Source organism: Paenibacillus sp. J22FR21 (assembly GCF_056269135.1).
Genome location: NZ_JBWDNJ010000001.1, coordinates 1,161,036 through 1,183,247, shown reverse-complemented (window position 1 = coordinate 1,183,247; position 22,212 = coordinate 1,161,036). Strand labels below are relative to the sequence as shown.

At 46.9% G+C, this 22,212-nt stretch carries 14 protein-coding genes and 4 pseudogenes; 11 read left to right on the top strand and 7 right to left on the bottom strand.

Going from position 1 to position 22,212, the window contains the following annotated elements; genetic code table 11:
- Positions 1-64 precede the first annotated feature (64 nt).
- On the bottom strand, positions 65-673 hold the full coding sequence (locus AC0YNS_RS05770; protein WP_475780041.1) for a TetR/AcrR family transcriptional regulator: 609 nt from the start codon (positions 671-673) through the stop codon (positions 65-67).
- Positions 674-981: 308 nt separating this feature from the next.
- On the opposite strand from AC0YNS_RS05770, the gene AC0YNS_RS05765 reads away from it, so the two are divergent.
- The 6 genes and pseudogenes from AC0YNS_RS05765 to AC0YNS_RS05740 all read left to right on the top strand — a co-directional run.
- Positions 982-2,406, top strand: a complete 1,425-nt coding sequence (locus tag AC0YNS_RS05765) for an MFS transporter (RefSeq protein WP_475780040.1) — start codon at positions 982-984, stop codon at positions 2,404-2,406.
- 16 nt (positions 2,407-2,422) lie between these two features.
- On the top strand, positions 2,423-3,451 hold the full coding sequence (locus AC0YNS_RS05760; RefSeq protein WP_475780039.1) for an LLM class flavin-dependent oxidoreductase: 1,029 nt from the start codon (positions 2,423-2,425) through the stop codon (positions 3,449-3,451).
- A gap of 308 nt (positions 3,452-3,759) precedes the next feature.
- On the top strand, positions 3,760-4,443 hold the full coding sequence (locus AC0YNS_RS05755) for a DsbA family oxidoreductase (protein WP_475780038.1): 684 nt from the start codon (positions 3,760-3,762) through the stop codon (positions 4,441-4,443).
- A 43-nt stretch (positions 4,444-4,486) separates the two neighbouring features.
- The gene (locus AC0YNS_RS05750; protein ID WP_475780037.1) at positions 4,487-4,786 is read left to right on the top strand and encodes a Dabb family protein; all 300 of its coding nucleotides are present in this window, start codon (positions 4,487-4,489) and stop codon (positions 4,784-4,786) included.
- A 553-nt stretch (positions 4,787-5,339) separates the two neighbouring features.
- Positions 5,340-9,746, top strand: coding sequence for an S-layer homology domain-containing protein (locus AC0YNS_RS05745; protein WP_475780036.1), 4,407 nt, complete (start codon positions 5,340-5,342; stop codon positions 9,744-9,746).
- Positions 9,747-10,175: 429 nt separating this feature from the next.
- Positions 10,176-10,295, top strand: a pseudogene (locus AC0YNS_RS05740) (catalase); the annotation flags it as partial.
- Here AC0YNS_RS05740 and AC0YNS_RS05735 read toward each other — a convergent pair.
- The 5 genes and pseudogenes from AC0YNS_RS05735 to AC0YNS_RS05715 all read right to left on the bottom strand — a co-directional run.
- Positions 10,295-10,507: pseudogene (locus tag AC0YNS_RS05735) on the bottom strand (catalase); the annotation flags it as partial. The pseudogenes AC0YNS_RS05740 and AC0YNS_RS05735 sit on opposite strands and share 1 nt — an antisense overlap.
- Positions 10,508-10,699: 192 nt before the next feature.
- Positions 10,700-11,791 carry a Ger(x)C family spore germination protein gene (locus AC0YNS_RS05730; protein WP_475780035.1) on the bottom strand — a complete coding sequence of 364 codons (1,092 nt, stop codon included), beginning with the start codon at positions 11,789-11,791 and terminating at the stop codon, positions 10,700-10,702.
- Entirely contained in the window at positions 11,788-12,909 is a 1,122-nt protein-coding gene (locus AC0YNS_RS05725; RefSeq protein ID WP_475780034.1) for a GerAB/ArcD/ProY family transporter, read from the bottom strand. The genes AC0YNS_RS05730 and AC0YNS_RS05725 overlap by 4 nt, the downstream gene beginning before the upstream one ends.
- Positions 12,910-12,913: 4 nt before the next feature.
- Positions 12,914-14,338, bottom strand: coding sequence for a spore germination protein (locus AC0YNS_RS05720; protein ID WP_475780033.1), 1,425 nt, complete (start codon positions 14,336-14,338; stop codon positions 12,914-12,916).
- 610 nt (positions 14,339-14,948) lie between these two features.
- Entirely contained in the window at positions 14,949-15,848 is a 900-nt protein-coding gene (locus AC0YNS_RS05715) for a LysR substrate-binding domain-containing protein (protein WP_475780032.1), read from the bottom strand.
- A 423-nt stretch (positions 15,849-16,271) separates the two neighbouring features.
- On the opposite strand from AC0YNS_RS05715, the gene AC0YNS_RS05710 reads away from it, so the two are divergent.
- From AC0YNS_RS05710 to AC0YNS_RS05695, 4 genes and pseudogenes are all read left to right on the top strand, one after another.
- Positions 16,272-16,409: a hypothetical protein gene (locus AC0YNS_RS05710; RefSeq protein WP_475780031.1), complete on the top strand. Its 138-nt coding sequence runs from the start codon at positions 16,272-16,274 to the stop codon at positions 16,407-16,409.
- Positions 16,410-16,501: 92 nt separating this feature from the next.
- Positions 16,502-17,941, top strand: a complete 1,440-nt coding sequence (locus AC0YNS_RS05705) for an ester cyclase (protein ID WP_475780030.1) — start codon at positions 16,502-16,504, stop codon at positions 17,939-17,941.
- 25 nt (positions 17,942-17,966) lie between these two features.
- Positions 17,967-18,146 (top strand): annotated as a pseudogene (locus AC0YNS_RS05700) (NADPH-dependent oxidoreductase); the annotation flags it as partial.
- A 152-nt stretch (positions 18,147-18,298) separates the two neighbouring features.
- Entirely contained in the window at positions 18,299-19,063 is a 765-nt protein-coding gene (locus tag AC0YNS_RS05695; protein ID WP_475780029.1) for an SDR family NAD(P)-dependent oxidoreductase, read from the top strand.
- Between the two features lie 491 nt (positions 19,064-19,554).
- Here AC0YNS_RS05695 and AC0YNS_RS05690 read toward each other — a convergent pair.
- Positions 19,555-19,809 (bottom strand): annotated as a pseudogene (locus AC0YNS_RS05690) (IS110 family transposase); the annotation flags it as partial.
- 527 nt (positions 19,810-20,336) lie between these two features.
- On the opposite strand from AC0YNS_RS05690, the gene AC0YNS_RS05685 reads away from it, so the two are divergent.
- On the top strand, positions 20,337-21,956 hold the full coding sequence (locus AC0YNS_RS05685; protein ID WP_475780028.1) for an ATP-binding protein: 1,620 nt from the start codon (positions 20,337-20,339) through the stop codon (positions 21,954-21,956).
- The last annotated feature ends 256 nt before the right edge of the window (positions 21,957-22,212 follow it).

Genomic DNA, 22,212 nt, shown 5'->3' with positions numbered 1-22,212 from the left:
TCCGAGACGATATGTGCCTTCGGGTATTTAGTTTCTGACTGTAGCTAGGACGTGCTTACTCTAATTAAATCGTTTGCTTTGAGAATAACGTTTCAATATAAGTCTTGAAAAAGTTTGATTTAATTTCCTCGGATGAATAACCACGTTGTTCTTTAAAAAACAGGTAAACCTCCGCACTAATCGTTGACAACATCGCATCCGCACTAAAAATTGGATCTATGGAATGATAGACATTCAATTCGTTGTACTCCTGGAGCAGTTTAACTAGGATGGAATGAATGGAGTCATAATCCTCTTTAGAGGATGTATTTCTACCTGTCTCTGTATTGTGATTGTTTTGAATAATAGCAAGGATGTCAGAGTGGGTATCCAACAATTCCAAGTGCAAGTCGAGCACGTTAATTAGACGTTCTTTTAAAGAACTCGATGCATTCCTTGAAAGATATTGTTCTATTTTTTTTCGACTTTGAATACAGCTTTCCCCAATCAAATCCCAACATAAATCACTCTTATTCGTGTAGCTTCTGTACAAGGTTCCTTGCCCGACGCCAGCTTCTCTCGCGATTTGCCGCATACTAACGTTCTCGACACCATACTCAGCGAACAACTTAGCCGCCGTATCAATTATCGTCAGTCTACGCTCTTCGGCATCCTTCCGTAGATTGCGCTCCAACACAAAAAACCTCCTTCAAAATGATATTGACAACCGGACTGCGGTCCGGTTATATTGTTATTGTTCGAAGCGGATCACAGTCCGCATGTGCGCTGCTTGATTTTTATAGTAACTCTCCACAATTCAAAGGTCAATCAAGCAGTAGGAAGTGGGGTTGAAATCATGCAGGAAAAAATGAGGGGGAGCATCATGTATCCATTCAATAATAGAAAAAAATAGCTACGATCCTTATACATTCAACAAAAAAATTCATGAAGATTGGGAAAAAGATGCTTTCAAAAAAATGAAATTATGGAGTGAAAAATATAATGAATGATCGCATTTCAAAAGCAAATATGTTTTTGCTTATCGTTGTCAGCTTAGCGCAATTTATCGAAGTAATGAATGGAACTACCGTAACCGTAGCGCTGCCGGCCATCCAAACCGCTCTTCATATGAATGCCAACGATTTACAATGGATTGTCACTTCGTACGTGCTTACCTTTGCAACTTTCTTGATGATTGGCGGGCGCGCGAGCGATTTGTTTGGGAGAAAACGAATGTTGATGATCGGTCTCTCCATCTTCGCACTTGCTTCGCTCGCAGGAGCCTTGACAATGAATCCGATTTGGCTGATTACAAGCAGAGCGATTCAAGGCATTGGATCGGCGCTATCGATTCCGGCGGCGATGTCGCTCATCAGTAACAATTTGCCGGCCGGACCACAGCGTAACAAAGCCTTCGGGATTTTCGGCGCATTAGCATCTGCTGGGGCGGCTTCCGGATCGATTTTAGGCGGTTTATTGACTGAAACGGCAGGCTGGAGATCTTTATTCTACCTGAACGTTCCGATGGGAATTTTGCTCATTCTAGGTTTGCTTTTCGTTAAAGTGACTCCTTCGCCTAAGTCGGCAAAACAATCGATGGATTGGCTCGGTTTGCTTATGGTATTGGCAGGGATCTTCATTCTGGTCTATGGCATTTCGATGCCTGACGTCGGCGGTAGTTGGTCCGCAGCGAAAATCACCATGTTGATTATCGGGTTAGCGGTACTGGTATTGTTTATTTTGATCGAAAAAATCGTAAAAAATCCATTGATGCCGCTTCGTCTTTTCAAATTCCGTTCGCTGGCCATATCCAATATTATCGGGTTTTTGATGTTTTCGTATTTGACGGGGTTCAACTATTTCTCTACGTTGTACTTCCATGCGCTCGGCTTTTCGGCATTGGAAAACGGTTTGGCTTTCTTGCCACTCGGTTTGACATCGATTATCGTCACACAAATTACACCGATTTTCTTGCGTAAATTCGGTGCGAAAAAAGTGTTGATCGTCACTCAGGCCATTAATGCGATCGGGATGTTTTGGCTCAGTACGATGAGCATGGATAAACATTATGGGTCATTTATTCTTCCTGCGTTTATTGTACTCGGTTTGTCGATCGGGGCGTCGTATACGGCCGTAATCGTTGGTTCGGTTCAGGATGTTAAACCTGAAGAACATGGTATTGCAGGCGGAATTGTAAATACGTTCATTCAGTTGGGGGGCAGTCTAGGCTTGTCCATTCTGGCTAGCATCGCGACTTCGGTTACCGCATCGCATCATGCATCGGCTAGTCAATCCATGATAGCTGGGTTCCATACGGCACTAATCGTAAGCGGCTTTTTCGCAATTGCCGCAATGATCTTAGGTTTCGTGAGCAGCAAAGGTAAAAACAAAAATACCGATACAGCTCATCAAGCGGCGCATGTATAAAAAGGAGAGGGTTCTAATGACAGCTGTTAAAATGTTTCAAGGTGTTCCATTATCCATCCTTGACACGAGCAACATTTCAGCCGGCGGAACAGCACGAAAATCATTCTTAGAAAGCGTTGAATTGGCGCAAAAGGCCGAAGATTGGGGTTATAACCGAATCTGGTTTACTGAGCACCACAATATGCCTTCCGTGGCAAGCGCGGCGACATCTCTAGTAATCGGCCATATCGCGGCTGCAACCAAACGAATTCGAGTCGGATCCGGGGGCATTATGCTGAACAACCATGCTCCATTAATGGTTGCCGAGCAGTTCGGGACATTAGAGTCGATGTATCCCGGCCGCATTGATCTCGGCCTCGGACGCGGGCCTGGTGGGGACTCGGCGGCATTCGCTGCCGTTCGACGACTCTCAAAACACGGAGATGACTTTTCAAAAATGCTACAAGAACTAAGAGGATATTTTAATGATGACGATGATTCGGCGAAAGTTCGCGCATACCCTGGTGATGGACTTGAAGTTCCCATCTGGCTATTAGGCTCCAGCGATTATAATGCCCGGCTTGCCGCGAAGTTAGGCTTGCCGTTTTCTTTCGCAGGTCATTTCTCATCTGACTACACTGTAGAAGCAGTAAAATTGTACCGGGAGTTGTTCCAACCTTCAAGCGTCCTAAGTGAACCTTACGTAATGGTAAGCATGAATGTCACAATTGCGGATACGATTGATCAGGCACAATACTTGTCTTCAACGCAAAAGCAGCTGTTTTTGAGTTCCTACAAAGGACGAATGGCTCCAATACAGCCACCGGTTCAAGATATGAACCAGGTCGCTACCAAGGATGAGATTCAAATGATCGAGTATAGTCCATTATTCCGCACACTCGTCATTGGAGATCGAGATACGATAAGGAATCGCATGGAGAAATTATTGCAGGAAACGTCAGCCAATGAGATCATTCTTACGACACAAATGTACAGACATACAGATCGACTACGCAATTTTGAAATTATTGCTGAGTTGCTGCAGCCGAATAGCACTCATGAGTAAGGAGCTTAAAGTTCGTTCTTCAGCTAATTGGAGTAATTCCAAAGCATGCTACAAACCAATAGCCAATCATGGCTACTTTGTAGGACTTACCTCCACTTTAATTTTCTAAAGCTTATTTAAAAAAATAGCCTTCTTATCTTAATTTCGAATATCTGATATAGTTTTCCCAACACCAGTTAGTGCAAATTGTATTTCATCGTATCCACATTCAAAAAGAGGGTCTTTACTTACTCATGACACAAAAAAGAAATAATCAATAGAGTAGAACGATTGTATAGCTCTAAGAGCGTGGTATAAGGAGGATAATCATGAAAGTGGAAGTTTGGTCGGATATTATGTGTCCTTATTGTTATATTGGAAAACGTCGTTTGGAAGCAGCATTGCAAGTGTTCGAAAACCGCGATCAAGTGGAAGTTGTTCATCGCAGTTATGAATTGGATCCTAATTCTACGAAGCATACCGATCAGAATTATTTAGAATATGCAGCCGCCAAGTACGGCACTACGATAGAAAGTGTCGCGAAGCAAAGCCGTTCGATTACTGAAAGGGCACAACAAGATGGATTGATTCTGAATTATGATACCGTGAAAAATGCTAATACAAATGACGCGCATCGCTTACTTCATTTCGCGAGGGAATTCGGCAAAGAACAAGAACTTCTCGAATTATTATATAAAGCTTACTTCACGGATTCACTGCCAATCGGGCAACACGAAACGCTTCTGTCACTAGCCGAACAAGCAGGGCTGGATCAACAACAAGCAACGGAAATACTCCGTAGCACAAGTTACGGGAGCGACGTAAGAGAAGAGCAAATAGAGGCCGCTAGATTAGGTGTACAAGGCGTTCCTTTCTTCTTGATTGACGGCAAGTACGCCATCTCTGGTGCCCAATCGATCGGTGCTTTTACTGAAGTTCTTGAGTCTGCATTGAACGAAGTTAAAACTCAAGATGATTATGATACAGAGATTTGCGGTGGTGGTACTTGTTAAAGAACCGTTTTTAATATCCAATCTATATTGAGGAGAAAACGTTATGTACAAACCAAGTATTCATCATAAGGTTATCTTTAACCTGAAACATGAGGCAGGTTCGGAGGCTGCAGAAACCTTCATGCGAGATGCCGAGAGTCAGTTGACTAAGATCCCGGGCGTGAAGCAGTTCCGTGCGTTCCGGCTATATTCAAATAACCCTTTTGATTACGGGATTTCTATGGTTTTCGGCACCAAAGAGGACTATGCTGCATACACAAGGCACGCGTTGCATGATGATTTTGAGGTTAATCGTTGGAAACTCGAGGCGACACGTGCTATGGTAATCGATTACGATTATTGACAGCAAATCAGTACATTTCAGCTCAATTACACTAGACATTGTTACAACAACGACTCGTGATGTCTTTAATTGTTTAGGTGACAAGAACATCATTCGAGTTCCCTTAAGAATACGGGAACAAATCGGCGATGCCATAAAATATCATAATAAACAGCGACAGCCTGGACCGCATTTTAGGTACTGGTCTGTAGTTGTTTTTTTTATTATAGGGTTCCTAATGCTAAGGGAACAAATAATTACTAAGTAAACTGCGCAGGTAAATAACCTAACGTCAATATGTGATAAAATATGACACAATATTGCATCGAAATACCTAAAAGGAGCGTAAAACTAGTTCTATGGCAGTTAAATGATAAGTTTCAGCAAAGAAATGATTGATAAATGGAAAATGTTCGGGTATTATGAACCTGACAATATATCAGAAAATTAAGTGTTTTATGTCTTGTTTAATTTAATAAATCTATCTACTAGTAGATAGGATAACAGTTTTTTAGTTGTATATGAACCTTTCTTTGAAAAGGGTTACATATAAAATTGATTTAGGAGGAAAGTCATGCATCATCGGAAGGTTTTCAGAAAAGCTCTATCATTATCGCTCGTATTAACAGTACTCATTGGTTCGTTGTTCGGCAGTATGGCTTTTGCCTCGCCAAGCACGAGTATCGGCGTCGAGCCGGGAACCGCGAATGAACAACCGGCCGTTCAGGATGCCGCGTCCGCGCAGTTCGACACGCTGACGCCAAGCGAGTCGAAGCTTGTCTTCGCCTTGTCGGAGGGAAGCCATCCGGTGACGGTCGAAGCGAAGTATAAGGACGGATCGGCGAAAGACGTGACGACGCAAGGCGCTTGGATGTCCATGAATCCAGCCGTCGCCGTCGTCGACCGGGGCGTCATTACGGCCAAAGCGGCCGGAACGACGGAAGTGCGCCTCAATCTCGGCGACGCCGTCGTCAACGTTCCTGTTACGATCACCGCAGGCGCCGGAGCGCCGGAAGCGGCAGAGCCTTCGGAGCCGACGCTTGTCACATACCTGCTGTCCACGCTGAACGTGTTCGTCGAGGCGGATACGAACTATCCGCTTCATTTGCATGGGACGTTCACGGACGGGTCGACGCGGGATATTACAGCCGATGCCGTCTGGAGCACGGACGATGCCGCGGTTGCGACCGTTTCGCACGGCATGATCAAGGGCATCAAGGGCGGGGCTTCGACGTTTATCCGTGTAAAATACGGCAGCATGCCGACACTGTCGATCGCGGTCACCGTTCAGAAGGATCCGATTCCGTTTCAGTTGTTCGGTCTTATGATGTCGGAAAGCGTACTGAAGATCATGGAGACCGACGCGCCACATAAAATCTATGCGGACCTGGAATATCCCGATCAGGATCTTTACGAGGTGACGAATCTTGGCAAATGGTATTCGTCTAATGAATCCATAGCCACTGTCGACCAGAACGGCGTCATTACGCCGGTCGGCAAAGGCATGGCCTATATTTACTTCGAATATAAGTATACGGCGCCGTCCGGCACGGAAGGCGAAGAAGGCTATGACGACGGCCTGCTTGTCAATTCCGTGCAGGTGTTCGTCGGCGGACCGTTCAAGCTGGAGCGCTATACGCCGGACATGATGGCGCAGCTGGAGCTGGACACGCCTATCTCGCTCCCGCCGCGGAGCTATCAGGAAATTACGATCATGGGCGTTTACTCCGAGGATCCTCGGACTGGCCAGAACTATAACGAAGATGACGTCACGGGCGATATCGAATGGACTGTCGCGGATAAATCCATCGTGACCATCAACGATTCCGGCCGTATCTTTGCAGGCGGCAAGGAAGGCACGACGACCATTACGGGCCATTATTTAGCGCTCGAACCGTTCACGTTCAACGTGACGGTGACGAAGGCCGCTGCTGCAAACAAGGTGCTGAATTTGGTAGCTGAGCCGACCTTCGTGGAAATTAAGGATGGCAAACCTGTTCAGCCGCCAATCATCAAAGCCATTTACAATGACGGCACAGTTGAAGACGTCACGTCCAAAATCGCCGACAGCGATTGGCTCGCTTCCGATGCATCGGTAGCGTACCACAGCGACAACGGTACGATCGTTGCTGAATCCGTCGGCTCGGCCGTTCTCGGCGCGATCTACAAGAATGAAGTTGCCATTATACCTGTTATCGTGAAGCAAGCAGATCCGAAGACGGCGGTCTCCCTTTCCGTTACGCCAGATTCGCTGAACTTGCAGCTCGGCAAGCGTGAAGCGTTGTCAGTCGAAGCGGTCATGTCCGGCGGCGAGACGCTGAATAAAACACAGGCAGCTGTCTATCGCTCGGCCAACCTGCAGGTGGTCTCCGTTAACCGCAAGGGAGAGATCACAGCTGTCGGCAAAGGAACGGCAGCTATCGAAGTGTCGTACGGCGGACAGAAGCAATCGGTCACGATTGAGGTTGCTGCTTCCGAGGGATTGCCGCCGGTTGCAGAGACACCGAAGCAGATTACCGGTATTACTGTAAGTGATCCGAAAATAACGCTGGATGTTACGGCTGGCCCTCGCCCGGTTACCGTGCAGGCTGTCTACAGTGACGGCACGAGTGCGGACGTAACCGCGCAAGGCAAGTGGTCGACGCAGGATGCCGGCGTGGTTACGGTTAAGGACGGCGTCTTGACGCCGGTGGCTCCGGGCTCTACCCGCGTGCATCTGGTACTGGACGGCGCGGTCATCGCAGTTCGCGTCACCGTTAAGGAAGGCGACTACTCCTCCAACGTCAGAGTGGCAGACGAAGGCGCGGCAGCGGAACCGACGGTTGACGCGCTGCTTCTGTCGACCACAAAGATTTTGGTGCAAAAAGGGGCTAAATTCCCCGTCCAGCTGCTCGCTGTCAAGAGTGACGGCACGACGGAGGACGTGAGCGACCAAGCAGCATGGTCGGTCTATGATACCGAAATTGCCGACGTGGTGAAGGATAACGGCGCAGTCAGCATCCTCGGAAAATCGACGGGTGACGTTAATCCAGATCCGGGCTATCAGAAGTTGGGCAGAACGACGCTTACCGTCGGATACGGCGATTTTACGCCGACGATCGTGAACGTGTCCGTTAGCGAGCAGCCGAATCAGCCCGACGTGCTCGACATCGGCTTCCGAACTTCCGAGTATTCGTGGTACTTTGACGGCGCGTCCTTCAGATTGTACAACGGACAATCGCCATACGAGCTGAAGCCATTCGCTTTGGATACGACGGGTGATACCTACCCGGTGGAAGACGGTGCGTGGACATTCTCGCAGCCGGGCGTCGTGAACGTCAACACGGACAACGGTTTTGAGGCAGTAGGAACCGGGGAGACGGATGCTGTGTTCACGTACGAGCATTACGGCGTGACCTATAAGCGTACGCTACACTTCGAGGTTGTCGACCTGGAAGGCATCGCAGCCGATGCGGACGAAGCGGCTGGCGTCTATTCTGTCGACGTTCATCCGCAAGGTTCCTCGCTCGTCGGCTTGAATGAAACGTATACGGATAAAGACGGGCAATCGTATACCGACCCTCTATCCGGGTTCGTCGATTGGCAGATCGATGATCCTGATCTCGTCGCAGTTTACAACGAGCAGCCTTATGTTCGTTTTGTCGCTGGGACGAAAGAGGGCACGACGCGGGTGACTGGGGAGTACTTCGGCCATACCATCGCATTCGACGTTACGGTGACGAAGAACCCGATCAAGCCGAAAATCATGACGCTTGTCGCAGATCCAACGTATTACGTGTTCGATGATGCCGACGATCAGCCGGTTGTTCCGGTGGTCAAAGCCATCTATAGTGACGCGACCGTTCAGACACTGAACAATGCGGATCTGACATGGTTCAGCGGCGAGCCGACGATTGCCGATCTTACGGAGGACGGCAAAATTACGCGGACGAACCGTAAAGGCGGAACCAACGTCGTTGGCCAATACAAGGGTATCGGAGTCAGAATACCGGTAATAGCGACGTATGCGGATGCGACGCCGGTGGCTACAGGCTTGACAATTACGCCTGACTTGAATTCGATGACGGTCGGCGGAACGCAACAGTTGAAGGCAACGGCAACGATGAGCGATCTAAGCGAACCTGTTGTGACGGATCTCGCGATGTTCGAATCGAAAAATCCGGACGTGGTTACCGTCAGCAAAGATGGTCTCGTAACCGCCGTTAAGCCGGGTACGGCGAAGCTGCGCGTTTACTATTGGGGCTTCAATGAAAACCTGACGATTACGGTTACGCAAGCTAATACGGGCGGTTCGGGCCCGATTGTAACGCCTCCGTCGCCTCCAGTAACGGATCCGACGCCGGTTACGCCGACGCCAGAAACGCCTGTATTGAACGCTTCCGTGGATGGTGCGGCGGTGAAAGATCGGATCGGCAAAGCAAAGGCCGATGCGACGTCCGTTACGTTCAGCGACGTTCCGTCTACTTCTTGGAGCGCTTCGTCCATCGAATTGGCTTCGAAAGCCGGGTTTGTCCAAGGTTATGCGGACGACTCGTTCCTGCCGAAGAAGAACGTGACGCGCGCCGAATTTGCTTCGATGCTTGCGAATGCGTTTGGCCTGACTGGATCGGCCAAGGTCTCGTTCACAGATGTGAAAGACGACCACTGGGCACATGGCGCGATCAGCGCATTGGAAGCCTTGGGCTTCATTAAGGGCTACGGCGACGGCACCTTTAAGCTGAACCAGCAGATTACGCGTGCAGAAATGGTAACGATTCTTGCTAAGGTCATCGACTTTGGCAAAGCCACTCATACCAGCACGTTTACCGATTTGAATAATCATTGGGCAGCGAAAGCGATTGATGCATTGACTGAAGCAGGCGTCGTGAAAGGCAGAGGGGAACATACCTTTGCACCGAACGCGAATGCAACGCGCGAAGAGGCTGTTGTCCTCATCCTGCGTGCGCTGAATACGAGCTTGGATTTAGGGTTAACCGAATAAGCAGCTTGGCAAGGAGAGAAGGAAGCGCAGATGCGCTTCCTTTTTTTCATCAGCCGGCTCCATCGGGGATTTGTTCTATAGTTCGGATGACCGCGGAGGCCGTCAGATAGAAGTGATGATCGCCGTTGATACCGTAGTGCTCTTGGCCTGTATGCCCCATACATGAACAGCCGCATCCGCTTTGAATGCTGTCCGTTCTGCAGTCTGAAGCAATCCTCGTGAGGTTAACCGTTTATCCCATGTCGCCGTAAAGGTCGCCAGGCTTGAGCCCTTGTCATCAATCGTATTGACTTTAACGATGCGGAGCTCTTCCTTTCCTTCGACGGGAGAATATGTGATTGCAGAAAAATAATTGGTTTAATAGTCAAACCCATTTCCGTAATTCCTCGTAACGCAACCTAGCCTTTAGGCTGTGCCTGAATCTTGCGGGCGGCCCGGCTCGCAGGTGAGAATTCGGATTATGCCGAGCAAGACTTGTATGACACGCTGCACGCTGGCAAGACGATTGAATACGGGCTCTACGTGCAACTGATGACCCCCCAAAACGAGGACGTATCCGGCGTGCCTTTGTTGCTGACGGCCAGCGAAAATCTCACCGTGACAGGGACTTGCTGTCCCGGCTGCTGCAGAAAACAAAGCTTCGTGTGCGCCGACATGGCATGCGTCGTCTGAACGTAGCCGAACGCGCCGCAGCCTTTGACGTGCACGGGCCTTTCCAGCAAGGTCGAATGCACGAATGTCTCCAGCGTTTCATGCAGCAGGCCCAGGCGGAGTCTGGCCCGGAACACGGAGGGAGTATTCACATCGAAAGCACGGTCAACGAAGGAACCATTGTTGACGTGATTTTACCCATCTACTCGTCATTCCTCAAAAGGGATTAGAATTTAAAACTATTGTGATCTCCCTCTGAATTCAATAAGACAGCAACAGTCTTTGAACAAGATTCCAACTTCCTATTTCACCTTCGTCAGAGGCTCTAAATGCAGCCGCACTTTTACATTAATCTTCATAGTAGACCAATGCCGATCCCATGTATCTCTGGTTATTGGTTTGGAGAACGGTTTAGCAGTCAACGCCCCGATTTGAAGGGGGTCAATCTGCAATTTTTGCATTTGGGAGAACAAACGGATGACATTCTCCTCCAAGTACCGTTCGATTTTTTGTGTGAGAGCGGCATATTGGAAGTTATCTTCGATTGTTGCGAGCGAATCCAATTCATCAATTCTTCCCTTCACGTCGATTTCGATGGACAGGGATGATAAATCCGGGGTTAGTTTCTTTCGGGTATGCGCGCGAATATGCCCTAGCGTAACCGAGAGGTCAGGAAGGACTAAATATCGTACGAATCTGTCCCTATACAGCAATTGATTGATTTGATCGTCCTTTCCACGTATCTCCGCAACCATACTGTCCCGGTCGAAAAATGCTGTGCCTTCGTACAGGAACTGTTCGCCTTTCGCGCGAAATACGGGTAGCTGGGGATCGGAAACCTGAGAATACAGCATTTTCATAAACTGGTGCAAATTGACGACGGTAATTTCGCCTTGTTTTTTCTTCTCGTAATGTTTGAACATGCGATAAAGGTAATAATCGATATTGTCTGTTTCATCCAAGTGTTTGGCGAGGAATTCATTAAAGTTGCCTTTCGTAATGACTAAGTACAACCGTTGCGAAATGTTCGGATCGGTCAGGACGGTATTGATAAGACGGGTCAGTCCCCGTTTCGCATAAGCTTCGTCCACGAACAGCAAGCGGATTTGACCGGCTTTCAGTTCGTTATAATAGGTCAAATTAAACCCCTTATTGCCTTCATTCAATAGAGAGACCTTAAGGGCAAGGACTCGCTTCTTCTCCTTGATAAGAGGGGGGACGAGCGTGCTGATTGTTATCTTTCCGTCTTTTTCTCCTCCACCCTGTACGGACCAGAAAATGATCGGCGTGATTTCTTCGATTATATTGTTCTCTGGAATGGGGACGCAACCGCATGCGAATGTCAACAAAGAAAATGATAGCAGCACAAGCGTTGCTCGTACGAAGCGTTTCATGACGTTGTCCTGGCTTTGCGCTTGATCGCGATCCAGATGAGGAGAGGTGATAACAAATAAGTGGCGGATCCTGCCCACATCTGCAGGTCGAGCCAAAAGGCCTGTTCGAGCCCGGGCTTCCAAAACCATTTACTGATCGGAAGAGTGACGGCCATCGCCGCACAGCCGCTAACTATCAGCCCAATACGAGTAGTGCTTGTCTTCGTCTTGCCTAGCAAACGAGATGCGCCATATATCATTAACACGAACAAAGCGCCTGAGTAAAGGAAGCTGAACGAATATGCCGAGATCAGGATAATATCGACCCTTTCGAATACAGGAGATTGCAGGTAGCGCCCCATCTCCACGTTCGGGTATTTGATGGTTGGTAAGTATTTGGAGCCGTAGAAGAGCAAGGACGCAATGGAAATAATGAGATACTCGCCGACCGAGATGGCGTTAGCGATCGTCAAATATTTGAGCATTTTCCGTTGCGGATTCAGCCAGTATGAAATAGCGATTAATAATTCAGGACCGGAAAACGACGAAAAAACGAGCAGTAGGGATTTCCATGCAAACGGCTCTGGGCCAATGGGGATGAGAGGGTATAGATCGTGAATTGAATTTGATTGCACGGAAAAAAACGGAATATACAAAAAGAAGATCCATATCGTTCCAATGAACACGACCGTTACGAACCTTACCATGTTTTCCATTCCAAACAGCGCCAAATAGCAGCTAAGGATAAAAGGAAACACAATGTGCCATTCTCGGTCCATAGAGGGAAAAACAAATTGCTGCATGATTTCGGCATAACTGATTGAAATGAAAGAGATCTTGAGCAAAAGGAGAGGCAAGCTTGCCAAAGCTAAAATTTTGATACCTGTTTTTCCGAATAATCTTTCAAAACCCTGGTACCCTTGGGCAGAGTAGGGGGTTGCGAACCACTTGGACAGCATATATAGGCAACATTGGGAGGCTATGCCCATTGCTACAATCGCCAACAACATATACGGTTGAACAAGGGTTGAGGGCATGACAATCATGTAATAAAGCATTTGAATCCTATTGGTGAGGAAGAGCGCGTAAAAACCGCCTTCTTGATGTGAGGTTTTTCGAAACAGCGATATAGCTTGCATAGGTTCATTTACTCCTTCGGTTCATACGATACTTGTTCAAAGGACGCAATGCTTCAGGACGATTGCGCATAGCGTGTAGCGGCCCTCGGACGAAGAGATCGACCCAATCTCTCCAATAAAACGGAGATACCGGCGCCAAGTAGGGCTGGTTCAAGGACGTAAGCCCGTTCAGATGGGCAAGCATGCCGACAAGTCCAAGCAAGATACCGGGAACGCCCAAATAGGACGCGAGAATCAAGAACATGAATTGAAGCAGTAAACTGGATTTGGTGACCAGATAGTTTGGAACGAGAAAAGTGGAAATCGCCGAAATGCCTGCCAATACAATTAGTACTTTGCTTGCGAATCCGGCTGCTACCGCAGCTTGTCCAATAACGATTCCACCAATAACCCCCAAGTTTTGGCTCGTTTTGGTCGGCATTCTTAGGCTGGCTTCCTTTATAATTTCTAGCGTAACAAGAATAATTAACGCTTCCCAGAAGGGGGATAGTGGCAGTTTGCTACGAGACTCGATGATTACATATAAAATTTGCAGGGGAAGCATTTGATAATGATGAGTCGTTAATGCCACGTAAAGTGGAATTAGAGTAATGGAAAGAAGGAAACTGAGATAGCGTAACGGCCTCAAGAAGCTAGCTACCAACCATCGGTTAATATAATCCTCCGGCGACTGAAACAAGTGAAACAGCGTAATCGGAGCGACTAAAGCAAAAGGAGTGTTATTCACTAAAATGACCAATTTTCCGATGCCTAGTGCATACGCGCAAGAATCCGGTCGATCGGTCTGGAGATATTGAGGAAAGATGCTGTGATAATGGTCTTCCATAAACGCTGCAACATGTGAAGAATCCAAAAACATATCGAAGTCGATGCTGGAAAGCTTTTTTTTCGCGACCGCTACAAATTCCGGATTGATTAGCCCGTCGATGTACATAAGGACTACGGTTGTTTGGGTTAAGGAGCCGACGGAGTATCTCTCTGTTTTGAGCGCTGTTAAAGGAAGCCTTCTTCTAATCAGCAAGATGTTTTGCTCCAGCTGCTCGCTGAAACTGTCTTTCGGGCCGAACATTATTGTTTCCGTCTCTGAGGTTTCGATGGACCGGCCGAGCGAGTTGGGGAGCATAATAGCGTTCCATCGCCCGCTGGATGAGTCGTAAACTAGCACTGAGCCCTTCATGAGATTCTGGAGGGCTTGCTCCAAATTGGATAAACGTGCAATTTTGGCGGTAGTCAGGCTTCTTTCCACCGAACTTTGGAATGATCGAACGAGGGGCTCAAGAATCGATTCGTTAAGACGCTCCTGATCGATTAAGGTTTCAAGATAAATAAATGTCAAACGAAGTCCGTCGGTAGTATCTCGATCAATTATCTCCGCATCCTCAATTAGGGCGAGTTTCTGCTTTAAAGCTTCTAAAGAGATTGCTGTCATTTTTCATCCCCTGAATCAGCGCGCTAAGTTTTCCTTTATTATGCTATTCTTGATCGAGTTTTAAACAAACGATTGGAAATCTTCGAAAGAATGAAGGTCACTCAACCTATATAGATTTAGCCAAAGCGCAAAAGTAATCCGCGGAGCTGGGTAACCGCTAGAGCCACCAAGTACGGTTCTTCAGTTCTGAGGAAGTGCTATGGCGAAGCGTATACCAAAGTTCTTAATTGTAAGAGGACAAGAACATATATGCATTAGAATCCGCGGTATGTCGTCGAATCGAAGCCTGCAAGCGCTACGTACATGGGTTACATCACGAAAATAACCACGGATCGTATACTCGTGGCATACCATATTCTCAGCCGATGCAATGCGGGGAAGATGCCTTTACGCTAACGGGCAGATTAACGCAGCAAATGAGCTGGCTGTTTCAAGGTGAACGGATGGCTAAAGGGCTATAACAATAGTAATTGACATTACGTAATTGGGCTGCTGGGTTCACGTAGGCGGAAATTTCAAGAGGCGCTCAAGAGGTGATTGTCAAATAGCAAACATAAATTGCGCAAGACAATAAAAGTCCACCGAGTGAAAAACCTGGTGGACTTTTACTTTAATCAGAACCTTCTCTTTGTGTTACCTCTCGCGCGATCTGACGTATTTCTTGCAGAATCGGTAGTTGTTTTTCCTCCTTCCATAGCACTGCCGCCTCCGAGATCAGCGGGGGATCGATAAGTCGTCGATAGGCGACTTCATCCGGTCGAACTCTGCTAATGCTGCTCGCTACTAGAGACACCCCAACTCCGGCTGCCACAAGACTAATGATAGCAGACTCGGTTGCCGCCTCTTGATTAATGACGGGGCTAAATCCAGCCAAATGGCATAACGAAATGAAATCGTCGAAGATCATGCGATTTGCGCTGCGTGAGTACATCACGAACTTCTCGTTTTCTAGTTCCCGGAGCGAAAGTGATTGTCGCTCGGCTAGGGGATGATTCTTGGGGAGCGCGATCGCGGCTGGCTCCTGATAGATCGTTTCATACGCCAATCCAGACATTTTGGCGCCGGGGAACATCAAGAAGCCAATGTCCACTTCTTCGTTTAGAACCTTAAGCTCCAATTCAGGAGAAACTAACTCGAGAAGCACGATCTCAAAATGCGGGAACCGTTCTCGAAACACGCGCACAATGGGTGGCAGAACGCTGTATAAACTGTAACTTGAGTAACCAATAATCAACTTGCCGCCTTCACCGCGCGCGATTCGCTGCGCTATTTCCACCCCTCGGTCAATTCGCCCAAGACCGGCCTGAACATCGGCCAGCAGCGCCTCGCCAGCGGACGTTAGCGCGACCGTACGGGTCGTTCGCTTCAACAGTTCAACGCCTAACTCATCCTCAAGCCGCTTTATTTGATAACTGAGCGGTTGTTGGGCCATATGCAATTGCTCGGCCGCACGTCCGAAGTGTAAGGTCTCGGCTACCTTCATAAAATAGCGCAATTGTCGCAGTTCCATGAAAACCCTCCATGTTTGATCATGCTTCAGCGACTATTATATATAGATTTAATGTTAATGTACATTGATATAGTGTTTATCATGCGGTAATTATCGATGTAAAGTAGTACTTGTACAGGGGCGGAACAATTTATTCTCACAGCGTATCGAAAGCCGGCATCATAGTAGGGCAGCTTATAATATTCGTGCGTTCCGATAAGCCTAGGGAGCTTAGATAAGTTAACCCCAATTTATCAATTAAGTCTAGAAATTAAGGAGGGAGGAATTTACATGGACAGATTATCTCTTCAGGTCGAAGTAGTGTTCGTGACCGGAGGGTCGGGTGGGATTGGTAGGGCTCGGCGAGCGTCTTAGTAAGGACGGTGTCAACGTGGTAGTCAACTACTACCCCAGTGCCCGTCAAGACGCCGAAGAGGTCGTGCAATGCATCGTACAAAGCCGGTGGTAAGGCTATCGCTGTGGGGGCTGACATCTTGGTATCAGATCAAGCCCGATGGATCACCGGTCAAACAATCGGCGCAGGCGGGGGGATGTTCTGAACGCATGACCTTACTCGGATAGTAACCACTTCGAGTAGACAAGTGCTAAGAGTCTCTTTAAGCCGAATACCTTAAAGACTTAACTAAATGATGCTAAGGGAGAGATAATTTGCGATGAAGAAATTCCATAATAAATTAAAGGTATTAAGTCTTGCTCTAACGATGACACTTGGTACAGTCGGAACAGTATCGTTCTCGAATAATTCGCATTCTTACGCAGCTACTGTTGTAAGAGCGAACAAAGTTGAAAAATCCAACCAGGGTGCATCGTCTAGTCATCAACTGAAGCCAAAACAGGTAGCCGCTGCGTTCTACGCCAGCTACAACGGGGATCTCGCCGCTGGCTTCGAGAAATATATTTCAAAGAAATTGGTGCTTCACGGGTTCGACGGTCCCATGGACCGCGGAGTTTGGCTCGCTAGCGACCTCGAACTAAAAGGGGCGCTCAAAGGTTATAAACTGCAAGTTCTCGATCAAATAGCGGAAGGCAACAAGGTCGTCACGCGTTGGACACTGGGCGGCGTCCAAACCGGCACGATTCTGGGAATTCCAGCGTCCGGCCGCGAAGTCCACCTCAGCGGTATTTCCATCGACCGCATTGAGAACGGCAAATCCGTCGAGCACTGGTCGGAAGGGAACTTCGGACGATTCTTGCAGGAGCTCCAGGCTCCCCCAACCAATCAAGTAACTCAATACATTAAAAACAATAAAGTCCAAGTATCAAGCGAAGTCTCGGCCAATCACCTACTGAAGCCAAAACAGGTCGCCACGGCGTTCTACGCTAGCTACAACGGGGATCTCGCTGCCGGCTTCGAGAAATATATTTCAAAGAAATTGGTGCTTCACGGGTTCGACGGTCCCATGGATCGCGGAGTTTGGCTCGCTAGCGACCTCGAGCTAAAAGGGGCGCTCAAAGGTTATAAACTGCAAGTTCTCGATCAAATCGTAGAGGGCAACAAAGTCGTTACGCGTTGGACCCTGGGAGGCGTCCATACCGGCACGATTTTAGGAATCCCAGCATCCGGCCGTGAAGTCCACCTCAGCGGTATTTCCATCGACCGCATTGAGAACGGCAAATCCGTCGAGCACTGGTCGGAAGGAAACTTTGGTCGTTTCCTGCAGGAAATCTCGACACCTCTAAACAACCAACAGGATCCAAAACAAGTAGCCGCGGCGTTCTACGCTAGCTACAACGGGGATCTCGCTGCCGGCTTCGATAAGTATATCTCGAAGGACCTGTTGCTTCACGGATTCGACGGTCCCATGGACCGTGGAGTTTGGCTTGCTAGCGACCTCGAGCTAAAAGGAGCGCTCAAAGGTTATAAATTGGAAGTGCTCGATCAAATCGTAGAGGGCAACAAAGTCGTTACGCGTTGGACCCTGGGAGGCGTCCATACCGGCACGATTTTAGGAATCCCAGCATCCGGCCGTGAAGTCCACCTCAGCGGCATTTCCATCGACCGCATTGAGAACGGCAAATCCGTCGAGCACTGGTCGGAAGGGAACTTCGGCCGTTTCCTACAAGAAATCTCGACACCTCTAAACGGCAAGTAATCGTGGAATTCTAAACTTGCCAGTTCTTAGGGGCATTCTAGGTGAGTTGTCCGTAGCGGATGTTCGCGTACATCCGGCGTTGTCTTTGTTCACCGACTTTAAAGATGGTGCATTTAAACCAGCCGATCTTCATCTGACGAATATTAATGGTATGATCGATCAAGTGCTTGCCTGGAGTGGGGCACTAAAAAAACTTCGTCAATAATATTTGAGTTAGTTCGTGTAGTAAACATTAAGAGAAAGCATTGCTACTGGTGCCTGCATTTATGGTACAGGATATTTTCTTGTTTTTACCATATTCTCTTTCTGTATAATAACTAAATTCAGATGACAATTTGAATACCAGGAGGAAAAATCATGAGATTTCTTGATAATAAAGTTGTACTTATAACGGGAACCGCCGGAGGACTGGGTCGCGTCGCGGCATTGACCTTCGCCCGCGAAGGAGCTAAAGTAGTCGGCAGCGATATAAACGTAGAGGCAAATAACGAGACGGTCGAACTCGTGCGAAGCGCCGGAGGCGAAATGACAGGCATCGCACCGATCGACCTCACCGATCACGAACAAGTAAAGAAGCTGGTAGAGGAAGCCGCTCAAGCTTACGGCGGACTTGATGTGATTTACAATAATGCGGCCATACAGAAATTCGGACCGATGCCGGACTTCTCGATCGAGGATTGGCGGAGGACGATTGCCGGAGAACTCGACATTCCCTTTTTCGTATCGAAGTACGCCTGGCCGCACTTGGTGAAAAGAGGCGGTGGCGTCATACTAAACGTCGCTTCCATTTCCGGTATTATCGCCGGCGATGTTCCTCCGATGGTGGGGCATGCGGCGGCGAAAGGAGGCGTTATCTCCATGACCCGGCAGCTAGCTTTGGAAGGTGCACGGCATGGAATCCGCGCGGTGGCTATCAGTCCTGGACCGTTTCTCACTCCGGCCAGCGATCGCGATTTAGGAGACAATCAGGAGGCGCGGGACGCCGTTACGAAGAAGACGCTTCTTAAGCGGTTCGGACAACCCGAGGAGCTTGTAGAACTCGCTGCATTCCTCGCTTCTGATCGAGCCGCGTACATCACGGGAGTTAACTACGCCGTCGACGGCGGTGCGACTGCTTGGTAAATCATTCGAATTGAAAAATCGGCAAGCAATTGATTCGGAAAAGAAGTGGAAACGTATCTAATTGGAGGGTGATTATAAAATGATCTCGTTCCCGGCAGGTACGGACTCGCATCACATATTAATAGCCGGTGGAGATGATCAAGCCCGACTGAGGACGAAGAAAGTATTCAAGGTGTAGAGGGAATTAAAAACCGCCTAGGAATAGCAAACAGCAGCCGATATCGGCTGCTGTTTTTGTTACGCTTCCTCGAAATGATTCAATTTTCTCATTCAGACTCATGTATTAAGAATAGAGCAAATATATATAATAATTATTGGTATTTTCAATGTACTTAACTTAGGGATTACAGGTATTATTGTAGGTGCTATTATTGGTTATGTTATAAGTTTTTTTTTAAGGAGATGTCGGGTGACAAGAACATTATCTCATTAAAGGCCGCGATAATTGCGGCTTTTTGTATTTATTGGATCAAGTTCTTGTCAAAACCAAAGTGCTGGGCATTCACGACTAAAAACTCAATGTCTTCAGCTTCTAAGAGGTTAACAATTGGCTTCCAAAATACGCCTGTACTTTCCATTGCGACATGAGAACATCCATGGTTTTTAATCCAGTCGATCAGCCGCAACAGAAAGACTGTTTTAGTAGGGAACGTACAAATCTCCTTTCCTTCAGGTGTCATTACACATGCAGTAATAGAGTCTTTATGAACATCCATACCACATGCGCGTTCAATGAGAATATCCATTGATAGGTTCCTTTCTACGGCTCTGTAATTGGAGCTGGTGCAACAAACCAAATAGGATTAATCTACCATGAGTGCTTCCCCAAAGGGGAGCGACATTCTGTGATGCACCGTGGTCGTCGGAGTCAGACTATCGGATGGGCTCTAACGCACCATAGTTGATCGACCTTCATCTCCCAGCCGTAGTAGCATTATTGACGGCATTTCTATTTTCATCCTCTGTGGTGCAGCGCTGTTTCTTGCGCTGCATGAATGGCTAACGGGATGTTAGCTCAATACACAACTCTGACGAAGGTGCCGGCATCAACGGTGGCTTCAGTACGTTAACGGGCAGGTTTGATTAATCATAGATTATTGAACAATACTTAATAAGTAAATTAGGTTTTGAAATAGTTAGTCACTTAACTAATGGTTAACCTCTTTTTAATGGGCTATAATTGAGGTCAGCCACATCTTGCGTCGATAGAAGCGTCATCGCATAGGGAATTGGATTAAATGGCTTACACAATATTTTTCGGTTGGTGACTCTAATGATAACGGAACTAAGAAACACATATATTAATAATTCGCACCAAATATGTTTCGATAAAAATTTAAATCCAAATGATTTGCCGTCTCCTAAAGACAAATTGCCGGAAAGTGTGTTGGATCAAAAGAAGAGAAATCTTGATGATACCATTTCCGTAGCAAGAAAGTTTATGACGAGGTTAATATCTGATTTGGATGGGACAGCCGTTTTGATCTGTATCACGGATCATGAAGGGTATATTTTGGAATTGTACGGGGATGAAATGATAAAGTGGCAAATTGAATCATTAGGTTTATCCACCGGAATCAGATTAGAGGAAGAGAAAGTAGGCACGAATAGTATTGAAATGGCCTTAAGAATGGGACAATCAGCCCAACTCATCGGATCAGACCATTTCTTCCGTTGTTTGCATGAAAGTGCTTGTTTCTCCGTGCCATTCCATGCTTCAGGCAAGATAAGCGGGACCATTACTATGATGATGGCTGCTAATCATGTAAGTCCATACCATCTAGGATTGCTCCAGTCTGCAGTAGATTCTATTGAACGAGAGGTAATAACCAAGAAACAGAATAAGAAATTGCTAGTCTTGAATCAAGTGCTAATGGAAACCAGTCGAAACGGGGTCATTATGACCAATGAAGACGGCAAAATAGTTGAAATCAATCCTTATGCCGAGAAAGTGTTGGCTAGTAAAAATGATGAACTATGCAATCGTCAAATTGCAGAAGTAGCCATTATCGGAGAATACATGGAAAATGTGTTGAGAGGCAGTGAAAAGTATGAAGATATCGAAATATCGATATCGAATAAAACTTTTTTATTTGACTCCTTTCCAATTTACGATGAATCCAATCAAATAATCGGTGCCTTTGGCCAGTTTAGAGATATTACAGAAAGACTAGTCTTAGAAAGACAACTCATGCTAAGCGAGAAATTGTCAGCTATCGGCAAAATCGGCGCAGGACTTGCGCATGAGATCAGAAATCCGCTTACGTCAATCATAGGCTTATTAGCGCTCCTTAAAGAAAATTTCAAAACAGCTGACCATAAGCAAAAAGACTATTTTAGAATCATCTTTAGTGAATTAGAAAGAATCAAAAATCTTGTTCAGCAATTCGTAATGATGGCTAAACCTGATCAAAAAGAAATCTTAAAAACTGGTGTAAGCCTACATGAACTTATTGAAGATACTTTGGCATTAATGGAAAGTGACTTCCATAGTAAAAACATAAAGATTCAGTATCAACCATGTTATAAAGATGAGATTCACATCGATAAGGACAAAATAAAACAGGTCATTCTAAATATGTTGCAAAATTCCTTTGATGCCATCGACTTTGATGGGAACATATCCGTTGTAATCCAACAGAGCCAATTTGATAATGGGATTGAAATTGTAATCAGAGACGATGGATATGGAATGGATAAAGATACGCTGGAGAAGCTATCTACTCCTTTTCATTCAACGAAAAAATACGGATTAGGTCTAGGCTTATCGATGAGCTATAGTATTATCGAGTGGCATAAAGGAAGAATTAAAGTAGAAAGTGAGCATGGAAAAGGGACAACCTTTATCATTTGGCTGCCGAAACTGGGGACTTCATTGGAATTACAAAGGTAAATGATTAAACTAACGGAGAAAAATAGCTAAACGAACAAGGAGCAGTTTGCCAGCGGCAGCTGCTCCTTGTTTCGTTGAAGTAACGGCAGATTAGTTCAATCAAAACAAGGATTTCTGGGGTCTTTGTGGAATTAAGCACGTTATGGTGTGGTGTTGTGACACAAGTAGTACAAAAGTTAGTTCAAAACATTCATGAAATTATGCAATTAAACTGGCTTACAGACGGCAGAACAAATCGACCAGATCATCGACAAAG